Source organism: Pseudomonas lurida, assembly GCF_013522705.1.
In the GTDB taxonomy this organism is placed as follows: Bacteria; Pseudomonadota; Gammaproteobacteria; order Pseudomonadales; family Pseudomonadaceae; genus Aquipseudomonas; species Aquipseudomonas quebecensis.
The window spans coordinates 28,637-44,293 of record NZ_JAAMRE010000006.1; the positions used below are offsets into that span (position 1 = coordinate 28,637).

Genomic DNA, 15,657 nt, shown 5'->3' on the forward strand with positions numbered 1-15,657 from the left:
AATCGGCGTTTGCCGCTGAATCAGAACTGCACCGGTCATTTGGCGGGTAACTGCGTCTGACTATTCAGCGGCCGATGCGTAAGGTGAAGGCACTTTCCCTGTCAGGAGCATCGCATGCGCACCATCGGCCTTATCGGCGGCATGAGCTGGGAGTCCAGCGCCGAGTATTACCGCCTTATCAATCAGCGGGTGCGCGCCCAGCTCGGGCCGTTGCGTTCGGCGCCGATGTTGATGTACAGCGTGGATTTCGGGCCGGTGGCCCAGGCGCAGCACGACGGGCGTTGGGACGATGCCGCACAGATCCTCGAAGACGCGGCGCGGCGCCTGCAGGCCGGCGGCGCGGACTGTGTGGTGCTGTGCACCAACACCATGCATCGGGTGGCGCCGCGTATCGAGGCGGCGGTGTCGATTCCTTTCCTGCATATCGCCGACGCCGTCGGCCGGGCTGCCGTGCAGGCCGGCACACTCGCCGTCGGCTTGCTCGGCACCGCCTTCACCATGGAACAGGACTTTCTCAAGGCGCGCCTGGCGGAGCATGGCTTGAGCGTGCTGGTGCCCGAGGCCGAGGAGCGCAAAGCCGTGCATAAGATCATTTATGAAGAGTTATGCGTGGGAATCATCAGCGACACCTCGCGCCAGGCTTATCTGCGCATCATCGCTGCGCTGGCCGCGCGGGGCGCCCAGGCGATCGTCCTCGGGTGCACGGAGATTGGTCTGCTGATCAAGCCTGAACACACGGACCTGCCGCTGCTGGACACCACCGAGCTGCATGCACAGGCTGCGGTGGCGTTTGCAGTGCAGGATTAAGCCGACGGGCGCAGACGCGCCATGCTGACGGTGTCGACATACACGCCGTCACGCAGGGCGTAGTCGCGCAGCACTCCTTCCACTTCGAAACCAAACGTGCGGTACAGACGTTGCGCGGCCTGGTTGTCGGCGTACACCGTCAACTCGACGCGGTGCAGGTTCATCCAGTTGTCGGCCACGTCCAGGGCCGTCTTCAACAGCCGCGACCCCACGCCCTTGCCCTGCCAGGCGGTCGCCACGCCCATGCCGAACGTGCCGACGTGGGCCTGGCGCACGCGCAAGTACTGTTGCAGCCCCAGCTGGCCCACCACTTCGCCGCCATGCAATGCCACCAGTTGCAGGCGACGCTCGTCATCCAGCACCAGGCGCTTGCGCCACACCTCGATCGACTGGAACGGCATCTGCAGCACCTGACGACACACCGCCGGCTCGTTGTAGAGCGCCGCGACGCCTTCAAGGTGGGCCTCGGTAAAGCGCTGGATGACGATATGGGGTTCAGGCGTGTGCATGCGGTTTCATCCTTGGAAAAACAGGGGGCCTGCCAGTGTAGAGGCGTCGGCCGTCCGCTGCCTAGGGCGCCGGGGCGGTCGTCCACAACGACGGCCAATCGCCGTAGGCCACGCCGGTGCAGCGCGACATTATGTGGAACTCGCTGAGCTGGAATGCCTTGCCATCAAACACCCAGGCCGCCCCGGCCCCGCAATCGCCGAGCCCGCGTTGCTTGTAGAAATAACTCAAGGTGCCGGTGGCCGGATCGTAGCCCACCGAACCCTGCAGCGCGGCCCCGTCCAACGGCAACGGCTCCAGCTGCAAGGCGGCCTGGGCATAAGGCGCCTGGCGCGCGCGTTGCACCACCTCGTATTCACAGTTATAGGCCGCGCAGTCGTAACGCAACACGGTGATGGCGTGCGACGCCGTCAACGCACCGGCGCTGGCTTCGGGTGGCGGCGAATCCTCTTGCGCCGTTTCGCCTTTGAGCGCCTCGGCCACCAGGTTTTTCTGCTCCTGGGCGGTCAATGCCGGTGCGCCGGGGAATGCACGCAGCAAGGGCACCGGCATGTGCGCCGGTACGCTACTCGCCGCGCCCTTGCCCGGCCGCGCCAGAGCCGTGACGTTATCCACCCGGCCCTGCACCGCATCCATCAACAGCAGCGAAGCGCTCAGCCCACTCAGCGACACATGCGCGTCGGTATCGGCGGGCACTTGCAGGCGCTGACCATTGCGCAAGCGTTGCAACCACCGATGTGCCGCGTCGTCGTCCAGGACGCCGTAGGACTGCACATCCGGATCGCCACCCTGGTCATCCCGCTGCGCCTGCAAATCCTGGGTCAAGGCATCGCCCAGGGGCTGGCCGTCCAGTTGCAGGGTCGACAAGTCCACGGCCTCGCCCCGATGGTCGAAGCGCAAGCGCAAGTAACCCTGCGGCCCGGCCTTGTGCCAGATATGCAGGGTCAGCGAGCTGTAGTCTTCTTCATTGGCACCACTCGGTGCGCTGAGGGCGTGACAATCGCGCAGGTTGTCGCAACCGACCACCCATTCCTTGATGTCACGCAGCAGCGGCACACTCTCGGCAGCGGGTTGTGCAAAGGCTTGGGCAGAGGAACCGGCCAGCAGGGCCAGGAGTAAGGGGCGCAACATGGGGACTCTCCGTGTCGGAAAAAGACGCGGATTGTCACATGTTCGGCGCGTGCCGTCAGCGCCCGGCAGCCACCCGCCACACCCGCGCAATATCCGCCGCCCGCTCGCGCAACAAGCGCGGCGCTTCGTTGCAGGCCTGCGCGAGGCTCATCGGTCCGCTTGGCAAGGCGAAGGCTGCGGCGACGCCGTGTTGATACATCTGCGCGTAGCCATCACCGAGGGTGCCGGCGATGACGATCACCGGCACACCGTGTTGGCGGGCGATGCGTGCGACGCCGAACGGGGTTTTACCGCGCAGGGTCTGGGCATCGAATTGGCCTTCGCCGGTGATGACCAGGTCGGCGCCACGTATGGCCGCATCCAGGCCCACCAGGTCGGCGACCACCTCGACGCCCGCGCGGAACCGGGCGCCGAGAAACGCCTTGGCGGCGAAGCCCAGGCCGCCGGCGGCGCCGCTGCCGGGTTCATCGCGCACGTCGCGGGGCAGCACCCTGGCGCAATGATCGGCGAAGTGCCCGAGGGCGGCATCGAGCTGTTGCACCTGTTGCGGGCCCGCGCCTTTTTGCGGGCCGAAAATCGCCGAAGCGCCGTGAGGGCCGCAGAGCGGGTTGTTGACGTCGGCGGCTATGTCGAAACGCACCTGGGCCAGGCGTGGATCGAGGCTGTCCAGGCCGATGCGCGCCAACTGTGCCAAGGCCAGGCCTCCGGGCGGCAGGACGCGGTCGTCGGCGTCAAACAGCTGCACACCCAGCGCCTGCATCGCGCCGGCGCCTCCGTCGTTGGTGGCGCTGCCGCCGATGGCCAGGATGATGCGCCGCGCACCCGCTTCAAGCGCCGCGTGGATCAGTTCACCGGTGCCGAAGGTGCTGGTGCGGCACGCATCGCGCGCCTCCGGCGGTACCAACTGCAGGCCGCTGGCTTCGGCCATTTCGATGATGGCGGTGTGGCTGTCGGCCAACCAGCCCCAGTGCGCCTCGACCGGGGTACCCAATGGGCCGCGAACCGTCCGGCGACGCAGCTCACCGTGGCAGGCGGCGAGCACGGCGGCCACCGTACCTTCACCGCCGTCGGCCATCGGGCACTGGATCAACTGCGCCTGCGGCCAGACCTCGGCCAACCCGTCGGCAATCGCCTGGGCGACGCCCTCGGCACTCAGGCTGTCCTTGAACGAGTCGGGGGCGATGATGATCTTCATGGGCGTTCTCCGGTTTTTATGCCGTCCATGCTGCCAGTTGGCAGCGGCAATAACGCCGGTCCGATGCACAAGTGCGGCGTGGGTTTGTTGTTCATTCCGACAAAGCCTGGGGCAACAATTGCACGCCCAGGTACAAGGCGAGCATGCCGTCCAGGGTCAGCGGGTCAACGCCGCTGAGTTCGGCGATGCGCTCCATGCGATAGCGCAGGCTGTTGCGGTGGATGCCCAGCGCGTCGGCACAGGCCTGGCTTTGCCCATCGTGCTCGCACCAGCTGCGCAGGGTCGCCAGTAACTGCCCATTGGCGTCCTTGGCCAGGACTTTGCGCAACGGGTTGAGCAGTTCGTCGAGGGCGTCGTCGTTGCGATGGCGCCAAAGCATTACCGGCAGACGATAGCGGTTCAGGGTCAGCAACTGCGCATGGGGCAGGATATCGCGCCCGTAGGCCAGCAGGTCGCCGACCCGTCGGTAGCAGCGCCGCAGCCCGGCCAATCCATCGGCCTGACCGCCCACGGCCACGCGCAGAACAGGCCAGCCCTGGCCGGCGAGCTTTTCCAGCAGTTTGGGGTTGTCCACCCAGACCCCGGCCGGTCGGCACCACAGCAGTGAAAACTGCGCCGAGCTGACGCACCAACTGTCGGGATAGCGTGCGCTCAGCCAGGCGGCGAGGTCCTGCGCGCAGGCGCCTTCGCCCAATTCGAACAAGTACGGTATGCGCGGCATGTGAGGCTTGAGCCCCAGCTGCCGGGCTTCGTCGATCAAGCGCGGCGAGTCGCCGGCATCGGCCAGCAATAACGCCAGCAGATCATCGCAACGCTGGCGTCGCCACTGCTGGTCGGCCTGCTGATGGCGATGGCTGACCAGCATTTCAGCGGTCATGCGCACCAGTTCGGCGTAAGTGCGCAGCAATTCGGGCTCGCCGGTAAGGCCCAGTACGCCGATCAGGCGTTGGTCGTGCATCAGCGGCAGGTTGATACCGGGTTGCACGCCTTTGAGGTGTTTGGCGGTCTGGCCGTCGATCTCGACCACGCGGCCGTTGGCCAGCACCAGTTGCGCGCCTTCATGCCGGGTGTTGATGCGTTCGGGCTCGCCACTGCCGAGGATCAGCCCCTGGCTGTCCATGACGTTGACGTTATAAGGCAGGATGGCCATGGTGCGATCGACGATATCCTGCGCCAGGTCATGATCCAGCTCGAACATGGGGCTAACTTCCTGCAAGGCGTGGTTGGTCATCGGCACAGCGCAAAGCCGGCTTCACTGTGCGCGAGCACAAAGACAGCCGCCTGCCACCTGGCCGAGACTCTTGGGGCGATCAACGTTACCCTCGCATCGCGAAAAATCATAATAAAGAGAGAACGCCATGTCACAGAGCGCCGCTGTCACCCAGGCCAACGATGACGATAAAAACGCTGTCTACAAGCGCGTGACCCTGCGCTTGATCCCCTTCATTTTTATCTGCTACCTGTTCAACTACCTCGACCGCGTCAACGTCGGCTTCGCCAAGCTGCAGATGCTCGATGCCCTCAAATTCAGCGAAACCGTGTACGGCCTCGGGGCCGGGATCTTCTTCATCGGCTATGTGCTGTGCGGCGTGCCGAGCAACCTGGCCCTGAATAAATTCGGTCCACGGCGCTGGATCGCGCTGATGATGATCGTGTGGGGAACGTTGTCGACCTGCCTGCTGTTCGTCACCACACCGACCCATTTCTATACCCTGCGCCTGTTTACCGGTGCCGCCGAAGCCGGCTTTTTCCCCGGCGTGGTGCTGTACCTGTCGCAGTGGTTCCCGACCTTTCGCCGTGGGCGGATCATGGCGTTGTTCATGTCGGCGATCCCTGTGTCAGGCCTGCTGGGCAGTCCGTTTTCCGGCTGGATTCTCAACCACTTCGCCGCCGGCCAGGGCGGTCTGGCCGGCTGGCAGTGGATGTTCCTGCTGCAAGGCATCCCCACGGTTCTGCTGGGCGCCCTCGCCTACTTCCTGCTCAGCGACAGTTTCGCCCATGCCACGTGGCTCACGCCCAAGGAGCGCGCAGTGCTGGAAGCCGACCAGGCCACGGACCTGGCGAACAAGCCCAAGACCACCAGCGACTCCCTCGCCGAAGTGTTCAAAAACCCGGCGATCTGGGCCTTCGGCCTGATCTACTTCTGTATTCAGAGCGGCGTGTACGCGATCAACTTCTGGCTGCCGTCGATCATCAAGAACCTGGGTTTCAGCGATAACCTGGTGATCGGCTGGCTCAGTGCGATCCCTTATCTGCTGGCTGCGGTGTTTATGTTGCTGGTGGGCCGTTCGGCGGACTTGCGCAAAGAGCGTCGCTGGCATTTGGTGGTGCCGATGCTGATGGGCGCGGTGGGCCTGGTGATCGCGGTAAACTTCGCCACCACGCCGGCCATCGCCATCCTCGGTCTGACCATTGCCACCATGGGCGCTCTCACCGGCCTGCCGATGTTCTGGCCGGTGCCGACGGCGATGCTCAGCGCAGGCGCAGCGGCGGGTGGCCTGGCGTTGATCAACTCCATGGGCCAGATGGCGGGCTTCCTCAGCCCTTATATCGTCGGGTTCGTAAAGGACGCCACGGGTTCGACGGATGTTGCGTTGTACCTGCTGGCGGCGGTGATTGTGGCGGGCAGTGCGCTGGCACTGCGCATGACACGGACCTTGAAGGTCTAACGCAGTCCAGATGGGAGGGGTTTGCCAGATGGCGACAGGTATCGATACAAATCAAACGACTGTCACCACGGCAAGCTCCCTCCCTCAGTAGGCTGCGGTTACAGCAGGCCGCCGCCGTTGATATCGATGACAGCGCCGCAGATAAAGCCATTTTCCATGGCCAGCACATAGCCTGCCGCCACCTCCTCGGCCTGCCCCACGCGGCCCACCGGCAACGCGCTTGCGGCGTTGGCAAACGTCGCCAGGCGCTGGTCTTCGGCCAACCCGGCATACGCCGGGGTATCAATTACACCGGGGCTCACCACGTTGACCCGACGCGGCGCCAGTTCCTTGGCCAGCTGCTTGCCCAGGGCTTCAGTGGCGGCGTTGATACCGACTTTGATGAACTGCCCCGACGCCAATTTGCGCCCCAATTGCCCGGAGGTCAGGCTGATGCTGCCGCGCTCGTCGAGGAACGGCAGCGCCTGCTGGATTGCCCGCAAGGCCCCCCAGAGTTTCACGTTGAAGTTGTCCTGGGCTTCGTCCAGATCGGTATCTATCAAGGCTTTGGCATGCACCGATGGGCCGGACGTGTACACCAAATGATCAAAGCGTCCAACGGTTTCGAACAAGCGCCGCAGGGACTCGGTGTCGGTGACGTCCACGGGCTCGCTGCGCAGGCCGTTGTCGCGGCTCGATGACAGGCGTCGTCCCGCCAGCACCACTTGAGCGCCGCGTGCGGCGGCGGCCTTGGCCACTGCCGCGCCGATACCGCTGCTGCCACCGATCACGATGACGGTTTGGCCATTGAGGGGAGAAGTCATGAAGGAGAGTCCTGGGTTAGAAAGTGAGCGTTCATCTTCCCAGCTTGGCAATCTGCAAAAAATCCCGGTAAAACGACAGGATCTTTAAAGGATTTTTACAAATGAGTTCACTCCTGGACCTTGAAGTCTTCGTGCGCACCGCCGACACGGGCAGCCTGTCCGCCGCTGCCAGAGGGTTGGGCCTGACTCCAGCAGCGGCCAGTATTGCTCTCAAACGCCTGGAAACCCGGTTGGGCACTCGCCTGCTGGCACGCTCCACCCGAAGCATGCGCCTGACCGAAGAAGGCCGGCGCTACCTCGACAGCGCGCGCGAGGCCCTGGCTGCTTTGGCCGAAGGCGAGCAAGCGCTCAGGCAGCAGAGTCAGGGCCTGACCGGTTTGCTGCAGCTGGCCGCACCCTCGGATTTCGGGCGCAATGTGGTGCTGGGCTGGCTGGATGAGTTCAAGCTGGAACACCCGAACATCCGCCTGCAATTACTGCTCAACGACAGCAATGCCGACCTGTTTCGCGACACCGTCGACATTGCGCTGCGTTTCGGCGTCCCACGGGATTCCAGCCTGGTGGCGCTGCCGGTGGTGCCCGGCCACCAACGCCTGCCCTGCGCCAGCCCCGACTACCTGGCGCGCCACGGCACACCGCGCACGCCGGCGGAGTTGGCGCAGCACAACACGCTGCGGTACATGCGTCAGGGCCGGGCCAACAGCACTTGGTACTTTCGACAGGGCACGGCATTGCAGGAAGTCGAGGTGACGGGCGACTACCTGAGCGATGACGGTGAAATCGTGCGGCGCTGGGCGCTGGCTGGCCACGGAATTGCCTACAAAGCCAACCTCGACATCGCCCGGGACCTCAAGGCCGGACGCCTGGTGCGCCTGTTGCCTGACTGGCAGGGAGAACCCACGCCGTTCAACTTGATGTGCCCTCACCGCCTGCAGGTGTCGGAGCGAGTGAAAGTGCTGCACCGATTTCTACAAGCGCGCTGCCAGGCCCTGCTGAGTGCGTGAAGAAACGCGCGCGGGTCTTGTTCCAGAGCCGGCGACTCTGGTATTGCATAGGTAACGTCTCATAGCCGCAAGGAGCTTTGCATGATTTATCGCACGTTGGGCCAGTCCGGGTTGAAGGTCAGTGTCCTGACCCTGGGCACCATGATGTTCGGCGAACAGACCAACACCGAAGACTCGCTGCGCATCATCGACAAGGCCTGGGATCAGGGTGTCAACTTTATCGACACGGCGGACGTGTACACCGGCGGGCGTTCCGAAGAGTTGGTGGGTGAAGCCATCGCCCGGCAGCGCCACGATTGGGTGGTGGCGTCCAAAGTCGGCTTCGGCCCGGCCGATGGTGTGCCCAACCGCAGCGGCCTGAGCCGCAAGCGAATATTCAACGCGCTCGATGCGAGCTTGACCCGCCTCGACACCGATTACCTGGACATCTACTACCTGCACCGCGAAGACCACCAGACGCCGTTGGAAGTGACCGTCTCGGCCATCGGCGACCTGATCCGCCAGGGCAAGATCCGCTACTGGGGCCTGTCCAACTATCGCGGCTGGCGCATTGCAGAAGTGATCCGCGTGGCCGAACGCCTGGGCGTGGACAGGCCTGTAATCAGCCAGCCGTTGTACAACATCGTCAACCGCCAGGCCGAGGTGGAGCAGATCACCGCCGCCGCTGCGTATGGCCTCGGTGTGGTGCCCTACAGCCCGCTGGCGCGCGGGGTGTTGAGCGGTAAATACGCCCCGGATGTCACCCCGCAAGCCGGCAGCCGCGCCGCGCGCCAGGACAAGCGCATCCTGGAAACCGAATGGCGCATGGAGTCGCTGCGCATCGCCCAGCAGATCCAGCAGTACACCCAAGGGCGTGGCGTGGGCATGGTGGAATTCGCCATCGCCTGGGTGCTCAACAACGCCGCGGTGAGTTCGGCGATTGTCGGGCCGCGCACCGAAGCGCAATGGGATGCCTACACCGGCGCGCTGCAGGTGAAGATCACGGCCGAAGACGAGGCGTTCATTGATTCGCTGGTCACGCCGGGGCATGCGTCCACACCAGGGTTCAATGACGTGGGCCACTTCGTTTCGGGACGCACGCCGCTGTGAGCGCGCTCTGACAGCGCAGCGTGGGAAAGTTTTCGGTGATTTGCCCCAAAACAGAGCAGCCTTGACGCGCCGAAAGCACCATAATCCCCTGCTCTTTTGATTGAATCGGCTTTCGCGAGGACAGTGTGTCTAAAGGTGTGGTGTTATCGGTCTCGGCCTCGGTGTTGTTTGCCGTCATGTACTACTTCACGTCGTTGCTCACGCCATTGAGCGGCCTGGAGATTTTCGGCTGGCGCATGTTGCTGACCGTGCCGTGCATGACGGTATTCATGGTGGTCAGCGGCGAGTGGCGACACGTGTGGGAACTGCTGCGCCGGCTCACGGCCGAGCCACGCTTGATTGCCGGCGTGGTGGTGTCGTCGGCCCTGCTGGGCGTGCAGTTGTGGCTGTTCATGTGGGCGCCGCTCAACGGGCGCAGCCTGGACGTGTCGGTGGGGTATTTCCTGTTGCCACTGACCATGGTGCTGACCGGGCGCCTGGTGTGGGGCGAACAGCTGTCCTATTTGCAGAAGATCGCGGTATTTTTTGCCGCGCTCGGTGTGCTCAACGAGTTGTATCAGGCCGGTGGGTTCTCCTGGGCGACCCTGGTGGTCATCATCGGTTACCCGCTGTACTTCATCGCGCGCAAATACCTCAAGACCGATCACCTTGGCGGCCTGTGGCTGGACATGGCGCTGATGCTGCCCGTGGCATGGTGGTTCGTGCAAAGTGGCGAACAGGGCTTTGCGGTGATGGATGCGCAGCCGAAGCTCTATGCATTGATTCCGATCCTGGGCCTGATCAGTGCCTCGGCGCTGGTGAGCTATATCATCGCCAGTCGCTTGCTGGCCTTCAGCCTGTTCGGCCTGCTCAGTTATGTCGAGCCAGTGCTGTTGCTGCTGGTGGCGCTCTTGCTGGGTGAAGGCATCAAGGCCGGGCAATGGCTGACCTACATTCCGATCTGGATAGCGGTCATGGTCCTGGTGTTTGAAGGGTTCAAGCACTTGGTGCGCCAGCGCCGGGCGTAACGCCCAGGCAATAAAAAGCCCGGCCAGGGTTTACGTTGGCCGGGCTTTTTTCTACACGTGCGTTCAGTCGGCGGTCAACACACCGCGACGGACCTGGTCACGCTCGATGGATTCGAACAGGGCCTTGAAGTTGCCCTCGCCGAAGCCATCGTCCCCCTTGCGCTGGATAAACTCGAAGAACACCGGGCCCATCAGGGTTTCCGAGAAAATCTGCAGCAACAGACGCTTGTCGCCTTCGATGGACGAACCGTCCAGCAGAATGCCACGGGCCTGCAGTTGATCGACTGGCTCGCCGTGGTTGGGCAAGCGACCTTCGAGCATCTCGTAGTAGGTGTCCGGCGGCGCGGTCATGAAGCGCATGCCGATTTTCTTCAGCGCGTCCCAGGTCTGGACCAGGTCGTCGGTGAGGAACGCCACATGCTGGATGCCCTCGCCATTGAACTGCATCAGGAACTCTTCGATCTGCCCGGCGCCCTTGGAGGACTCTTCGTTCAGTGGGATGCGGATCATGCCGTCGGGGGCGCTCATGGCCTTGGAGGTCAGGCCGGTGTACTCGCCCTTGATGTCGAAATAGCGAGCTTCACGGAAGTTGAACAGCTTCTCGTAGAAGTTGGCCCAGTACACCATGCGCCCGCGATAGACGTTGTGGGTCAGGTGGTCGATGACCTTGAGGCCGGCGCCCTTAGGGTTGCGGTCCACACCGTCGAGGAAGACGAAATCGATGTCGTAGATCGAGCTGCCTTCGCCGAAACGATCGATCAGGTACAGCGGCGCGCCGCCGATGCCTTTGATGGCCGGCAGGTTGAGTTCCATCGGGCCGGTTTCGATATGGATCGGCTGAGCGCCCAGTTCCAGTGCGCGGTTGTAGGCCTTTTGCGAATCCTTGACCCGGAACGCCATGCCGCACACCGACGGGCCGTGCTCCGCCGCGAAGTACGAGGCGATGCTGTTGGGCTCGTTGTTGAGGATCAGGTTGATCTCGCCCTGGCGATACAGGTGCACGTTCTTGGAGCGGTGGGTGGCGACTTTGCTGAACCCCATGATCTCGAAGATCGGCTCAAGGGTGCCTGGGGTCGGCGAGGCGAATTCGATGAATTCAAAGCCCATCAGGCCCATTGGGTTTGCGTGTTGGTCGGTCATGTTCGGTGCCTCATCCTGCTCTTTGAAATAAAGAGTCTGATTAACGAAAAATCAATTGCCAGCAAGGATGAGGTACGGGGGTGGCGCGCAGGACAGGCCTCGCACGCTGCGGGCGAGGAAGTCACCAAAGATGAGGGGGGAGCCGAGTCGCTTCATGGTTGCATCAGTCTCTGACGGCCGAGGCTTGCGTGAGCGCAAGTCCATATTCTTGTATGCGTAAATCGATTCTACACAGCGTAACAGGGTTTGTCCGTACTCTTATCAAATCCCCATCACCCGCGCCGGTGCAAGGGGTTTGTTGCACAGGTAGATACCCCACAGTATTACCGCGCCACCCATCAGCATCGGCGCGCTGAGTGGCTCGCCCAGCAACAGCGCGCCACAGATGACCGCAGTGAGCGGGTTAAGCGCAATAAACACGCCGGAGCGAGTGGCGCCGATGCGGCGGATGCCGTCGTAGTAGCCGATATAGGCCAGGGCCGAGCCCAGCACGCCGAGATAGCCCAGGCTCAGCGCCTGCGGCAGGTCAATGCGGCTCACTGCCTGAAGCGAGAAACCGCCCATGAAGGCGGTGGCGGCGGCCAGCATCGCGGCGCCCAGCAGCACCGACCAGGTCACTGTCTGCAGCGGCCCGAGGCTGGCGTTGAGTTCACGGGAATACAACGAATAAATGCCCCACCCCACCACGCAGCCCAGAATCAGCAGGTCCCCCAGCCCATGATAGGGAGCGCCCTGGAGCAACTGCGGATTGCGGCTGACAATCACGGTCGCGGCGCCCCCCAGGCACAGTGCGATACCGATGATGCGTGCGCGCCCCAGTTGTTCCTTGAACAGCAGCGAGGACGCCAGGCCGATCACCGCAGGGTTCAGGGCCACGATCAACGATGCTCGCGAGGCATTGATGTAGTGCAGCCCATAGAAGAAACACAGGTTGTAGAAGAAAATCCCGAAAAAACCCAGCAAGGCCAACTGTCGCAGTTGCCCACCCGTTGGCCGCACCAGTCGAATGCGCGCCAGGGCCATGAACAACAGCAACGCCAGGCTGGCCAGGATAAACCGCAGGCTGGCGGCCAGCAGTGGGTCGATATGATCGGCCAGGTAGCGACCGGCGACGAAGGTGCCACCCCAGATCATGGTGACGGCGGCAAGCTTGCAGTAAGTCAGGTGGTCGGAGGTGGCATGCATGATTGTGGCTCAACGCGTGACTGATTAAAGGTATTCTCTGAGTAATGACTCATCATCGTAAAATGAGTAAACACTCATGACCCTGACCCAATTGGAAATCTTTTCCCTGGTTGCCGAACTGCAGGGCTTTACCAGTGCCGCCTACCGCCTGGGTATCAGCCAATCGGCCGTGTCCCATGCCATCAAGGCGCTGGAGCAGGAGCTGGGCGTGGCGCTATTCCGGCGGCATCAAACCCTGGTCGAACCCAGCGACATCGGCCTGCAATTACTTGCACGCGCACGCGCCATGCTTGGCCTGGCCAATACGTTGCAACAGGAAGCCGCGGACGCCCGTGGCATGAAGCGCGGCACCTTGCGCATCGGCTCATTCGGCCCGACCGCGTCGATACGGTTGCTGCCAGCCATCCTCCAGCGCTTTCGCGCCGACTACCCGGGAATTGAAGTGCATGTAGACGAAGGGCCGGATCGGCAGGTGATCCAGTGGCTGGAGGAGCGGCGCATCGACGTCGGTTTTGTGGTGCTGGAACAGGAGCGCTTCGATACCTTCGCGTTGTGCGAGGATCAGATGGTCGCGCTGCTGCCGGCGGACCATCCGCTGACCGCGCAGGACGCCTTGCCCCTGCGGGCGCTGTGCGATGATCCGTTTATTCTGACCGAAGCCGGGTCGTCGGAGCTGGTCAGCCTTCTGTTTGCCGGCGCCCAGTTGCAACCCAAGGTGCGTTATCGCTGCGCGCAGCTGCTGAGCACGCTGGAGGCGGTCTGCCGGGGTGACGGCGTCAGTGTCGTGGCGCAGGCGTCGTTACCCTGCGGTCACGATTCACGCTACGTCACACGGCCATTGTTACCCAGCGTTGCGCGCCGGATTGGCCTGGCTGTGCTGGATCGGCGACAGGCATCTCCTGCTGCGCTGGCGTTCATAGAGATTGCACAAAACCTGACCAAGGCGAGCATATTTGAGCCCGGCCATCTATCATCGAAACATTCCTCACCGGCGCGCCGGTAACCCCCGCTGCGCAACAGGCCCCAGAACCCATGCCGCTTCGTGTCAATGGCCCTCGAAAGCCCATTACCCGCTTCTCGATCAGCGCCATGTGTGGCCTGCTGCCCGTGCTGCTCGGGGTCGTCATCCTGTATTGGCAGGCCGAACGTACCCTGGAGCAAAGCACGACGCAGACCGCCGAAGAGGCGGTGCGCCAGTTCGACCTGATGCTCGACAACACCGCGCTTGCCGCCCAGGCGCTGGTGCCGCTGGCGGGGCAGCCGTGCGACAGCGCCACTCAACTGGCGCTGCGCGAACAGGTGACGCGCCGGCCATTTGTACGCGCCACCACGTTGTCCTGGCAGAAAAATATCTATTGCAGCTCCCTGTTCGGCGGCGATTACACCTCGCCGGTCAACCCGGATGATTACGTCGATGGGCGCCTGTGGCTGATGGACGGCAACCCGGTCACCCCGGACACCGCGCTGCTGGTTTATCGCCTGGTCGAAGGGGACAAGGCCGCGTTCGCCTCGGTTGACGGCTACCACCTCACCAATGCCCTGCGCCTGATCAGCCGCTATGCGCAACTGATTCTGCAGGTCGGCCCGCACTGGCTCGACGCCGATGGCCAGGTGCGCCGGACACCGCCGCCGACGTTCGCGGTGGCCCATCAGCACCTGGCTTCGACGCGCTATGCCTACAGTGTCGATGCCGGCATGCCGGACGGTGAGGTGTGGCGTTACATGCAGGCGCGTTACCCTGCCCTGTTCAGCCTATTGGTGTTTTTTGGCGGGCTGGCGGCACTGCTCGCGCACTGGCTGCAAAAGCGCGCCTCGTCGCCAACCCATGAGTTGCAACGGGCACTGGGCGCCAATGAGTTCATCCCTTACTACCAACCGGTGGTGCGCGGCGACACCCGCGCGTGGGCCGGTTGCGAAGTGCTGATGCGCTGGAAGCATCCGAAGGAAGGCCTGGTGCGCCCGGACCTGTTCATTCCGCTGGCTGAGGATTGCGGCCTGATCGTGCCGATGACCCGCGCCCTGCTCCGCCGGACCGCCGCCGAGTTGGCGCCTCACGCGTCGCGTTTCACGCCGGGGTTCCATATCGGCGTAAACATCACCGCGCGTCACTGCCAGGACCTGCAACTGGTGGACGACTGCCGCGAGTTCCTCGCGGCCTTCGCCCCGGGGCAGGTTACGCTGGTGCTGGAACTGACCGAGCGCGAGTTGATCGAGCCTACTGAGATCACCTGTCGCCTGTTCGAGGCGCTCCACGCGCTGGGCGTGATGATCGCCATCGACGACTTCGGCACCGGCCATTCAAGCCTGGGTTATTTGCGCAACTTCAATGTGGACTACCTGAAGATCGACCAGAGCTTTGTCGCCATGATCGGCGTCGACGCGCTGTCCGGGCATATCCTGGACAGCATCATTGAATTGTCCGGCAAGCTTGACTTGGGTATCGTCGCCGAGGGCGTTGAAACAGCGCAGCAGTGCCAATACCTCGCGAGTCGAGGAGTCGACTTCCTTCAAGGTTATCTATTTGGCCGGCCACTACCGTGTGAGGAATTCGTTAACAGCCTGGCCAAGGATTGAATAGGCCCGCACTAGGCAGCTTCAAAAAGTGTTAATGAGACAAAAGACGTGATTTACTCGTGACGTATTAACTACTACAATTTTTCTTGCCCGTTTAGAGTCACCTTAAAGCGCTTGGCTTGCAGCTTTGTTTGCAGTTGATATCAGCCAACTACACTATTGGAGTACCGACTTTGTCCAAACTCGCCGAATTTCGCGCAGCAGAAAGAGCCCTTCAAGAGCAGCTTGCCCAGCTGGAATCCTTGAAGAACGATGCCAGCCTGAAGAAAGAAATCGAATTCGAAGAAAAACTCCAGGGGCTGATGAAAACCTACGGCAAGGGCCTGCGTGACATTATTGCCATCCTGGACCCTAACCCAGGCAAGGCCAGCAGCGTTGCCAGCGCGCCAAAGCAGCGCCGCGCACGCGTCGTCAAGGTCTATCAGAACCCGCACACCGGCGAGTTGATCGAAACCAAGGGCGGCAACCACCGTGGCCTCAAAGCCTGGAAGGAAGAGCACGGCGCACAAACCGTAGAGTCCTGGCTGCGCAAGTGAACCGCACCCA

The 15,657-nt window shown here is 62.9% G+C and carries 15 protein-coding genes; 8 read left to right on the plus strand and 7 right to left on the minus strand.

The window, feature by feature from the left end; translation table 11 throughout:
- Positions 1-114 precede the first annotated feature (114 nt).
- A complete protein-coding gene (locus tag G7025_RS07165; RefSeq protein WP_181077683.1) occupies positions 115-807 on the plus strand; it encodes an aspartate/glutamate racemase family protein in 693 nt (230 codons plus the stop codon).
- On the opposite strand, the gene G7025_RS07170 is transcribed toward G7025_RS07165, so the two are convergent.
- The 4 genes from G7025_RS07170 to G7025_RS07185 all read right to left on the minus strand — a co-directional run bounded on the left by G7025_RS07170 (position 804) and on the right by G7025_RS07185 (position 4,838).
- Positions 804-1,316 carry a GNAT family N-acetyltransferase gene (locus tag G7025_RS07170; protein WP_181077685.1) on the minus strand — a complete coding sequence of 171 codons (513 nt, stop codon included), beginning with the start codon at positions 1,314-1,316 and terminating at the stop codon, positions 804-806. The genes G7025_RS07165 and G7025_RS07170 overlap by 4 nt on opposite strands.
- A 61-nt stretch (positions 1,317-1,377) precedes the next feature.
- Positions 1,378-2,445, minus strand: coding sequence for a DUF1176 domain-containing protein (locus tag G7025_RS07175; protein ID WP_181077687.1), 1,068 nt, complete (start codon positions 2,443-2,445; stop codon positions 1,378-1,380).
- Between the two features lie 55 nt (positions 2,446-2,500).
- On the minus strand, positions 2,501-3,640 hold the full coding sequence (locus G7025_RS07180; RefSeq protein ID WP_181077689.1) for a glycerate kinase: 1,140 nt from the start codon (positions 3,638-3,640) through the stop codon (positions 2,501-2,503).
- A 91-nt stretch (positions 3,641-3,731) separates the two neighbouring features.
- The gene (locus G7025_RS07185) at positions 3,732-4,838 is read right to left on the minus strand and encodes a sugar diacid recognition domain-containing protein (protein WP_181077691.1); all 1,107 of its coding nucleotides are present in this window, start codon (positions 4,836-4,838) and stop codon (positions 3,732-3,734) included.
- Positions 4,839-4,998: 160 nt separating this feature from the next.
- Here G7025_RS07185 and G7025_RS07190 point away from each other — a divergent pair, with 160 nt between their 5' ends.
- Entirely contained in the window at positions 4,999-6,309 is a 1,311-nt protein-coding gene (locus G7025_RS07190; protein WP_181077693.1) for an MFS transporter, read from the plus strand.
- Positions 6,310-6,407: 98 nt separating this feature from the next.
- On the opposite strand, the gene G7025_RS07195 is transcribed toward G7025_RS07190, so the two are convergent.
- The gene (locus G7025_RS07195; protein ID WP_181077695.1) at positions 6,408-7,112 is read right to left on the minus strand and encodes an SDR family oxidoreductase; all 705 of its coding nucleotides are present in this window, start codon (positions 7,110-7,112) and stop codon (positions 6,408-6,410) included.
- A gap of 101 nt (positions 7,113-7,213) precedes the next feature.
- On the opposite strand from G7025_RS07195, the gene G7025_RS07200 reads away from it, so the two are divergent.
- The 3 genes from G7025_RS07200 (at position 7,214) to rarD (ending at position 10,212) form a co-directional block, all read left to right on the plus strand.
- Complete coding sequence (locus tag G7025_RS07200) at positions 7,214-8,116, plus strand: LysR family transcriptional regulator (RefSeq protein WP_181077697.1); 903 nt, start codon at positions 7,214-7,216, stop codon at positions 8,114-8,116.
- Positions 8,117-8,197: 81 nt separating this feature from the next.
- Positions 8,198-9,205 carry an aldo/keto reductase gene (locus G7025_RS07205; RefSeq protein WP_181077699.1) on the plus strand — a complete coding sequence of 336 codons (1,008 nt, stop codon included), beginning with the start codon at positions 8,198-8,200 and terminating at the stop codon, positions 9,203-9,205.
- 125 nt (positions 9,206-9,330) lie between these two features.
- Complete coding sequence (gene rarD / locus G7025_RS07210; protein WP_181077701.1) at positions 9,331-10,212, plus strand: EamA family transporter RarD; 882 nt, start codon at positions 9,331-9,333, stop codon at positions 10,210-10,212.
- Positions 10,213-10,275: 63 nt separating this feature from the next.
- On the opposite strand, the gene hppD is transcribed toward rarD, so the two are convergent.
- Entirely contained in the window at positions 10,276-11,352 is a 1,077-nt protein-coding gene (gene hppD / locus G7025_RS07215; protein WP_181077703.1) for a 4-hydroxyphenylpyruvate dioxygenase, read from the minus strand.
- A gap of 261 nt (positions 11,353-11,613) precedes the next feature.
- Positions 11,614-12,537 carry a DMT family transporter gene (locus tag G7025_RS07220; protein WP_181077705.1) on the minus strand — a complete coding sequence of 308 codons (924 nt, stop codon included), beginning with the start codon at positions 12,535-12,537 and terminating at the stop codon, positions 11,614-11,616.
- A gap of 76 nt (positions 12,538-12,613) precedes the next feature.
- Here G7025_RS07220 and G7025_RS07225 point away from each other — a divergent pair, with 76 nt between their 5' ends.
- The 3 genes from G7025_RS07225 (at position 12,614) to G7025_RS07235 (ending at position 15,647) form a co-directional block, all read left to right on the plus strand.
- Positions 12,614-13,540 (plus strand): LysR family transcriptional regulator, encoded by a 927-nt coding sequence (locus tag G7025_RS07225; RefSeq protein ID WP_181077707.1) that lies wholly within the window; start codon positions 12,614-12,616, stop codon positions 13,538-13,540.
- A 29-nt stretch (positions 13,541-13,569) separates the two neighbouring features.
- Entirely contained in the window at positions 13,570-15,111 is a 1,542-nt protein-coding gene (locus G7025_RS07230) for an EAL domain-containing protein (protein ID WP_181077709.1), read from the plus strand.
- A gap of 173 nt (positions 15,112-15,284) precedes the next feature.
- Positions 15,285-15,647: a histone-like nucleoid-structuring protein, MvaT/MvaU family gene (locus G7025_RS07235; RefSeq protein ID WP_181077711.1), complete on the plus strand. Its 363-nt coding sequence runs from the start codon at positions 15,285-15,287 to the stop codon at positions 15,645-15,647.
- Positions 15,648-15,657: the final 10 nt, after the last annotated feature.

Coding starts and splice junctions, on each gene's coding strand:
- G7025_RS07165 (WP_181077683.1), top strand. CDS start 115: ATGCGCACCATCGGCCTTATCGGCGGCATGAGCTGGGAGTCCAGCGCC.
- G7025_RS07170 (WP_181077685.1), bottom strand. CDS start 1,316: ATGCACACGCCTGAACCCCATATCGTCATCCAGCGCTTTACCGAGGCC.
- G7025_RS07175 (WP_181077687.1), bottom strand. CDS start 2,445: ATGTTGCGCCCCTTACTCCTGGCCCTGCTGGCCGGTTCCTCTGCCCAA.
- G7025_RS07180 (WP_181077689.1), bottom strand. CDS start 3,640: ATGAAGATCATCATCGCCCCCGACTCGTTCAAGGACAGCCTGAGTGCC.
- G7025_RS07185 (WP_181077691.1), bottom strand. CDS start 4,838: ATGTTCGAGCTGGATCATGACCTGGCGCAGGATATCGTCGATCGCACC.
- G7025_RS07190 (WP_181077693.1), top strand. CDS start 4,999: ATGTCACAGAGCGCCGCTGTCACCCAGGCCAACGATGACGATAAAAAC.
- G7025_RS07195 (WP_181077695.1), bottom strand. CDS start 7,112: ATGACTTCTCCCCTCAATGGCCAAACCGTCATCGTGATCGGTGGCAGC.
- G7025_RS07200 (WP_181077697.1), top strand. CDS start 7,214: ATGAGTTCACTCCTGGACCTTGAAGTCTTCGTGCGCACCGCCGACACG.
- G7025_RS07205 (WP_181077699.1), top strand. CDS start 8,198: ATGATTTATCGCACGTTGGGCCAGTCCGGGTTGAAGGTCAGTGTCCTG.
- hppD (WP_181077703.1), bottom strand. CDS start 11,352: ATGACCGACCAACACGCAAACCCAATGGGCCTGATGGGCTTTGAATTC.
- G7025_RS07220 (WP_181077705.1), bottom strand. CDS start 12,537: ATGCATGCCACCTCCGACCACCTGACTTACTGCAAGCTTGCCGCCGTC.
- G7025_RS07225 (WP_181077707.1), top strand. CDS start 12,614: ATGACCCTGACCCAATTGGAAATCTTTTCCCTGGTTGCCGAACTGCAG.
- G7025_RS07230 (WP_181077709.1), top strand. CDS start 13,570: ATGCCGCTTCGTGTCAATGGCCCTCGAAAGCCCATTACCCGCTTCTCG.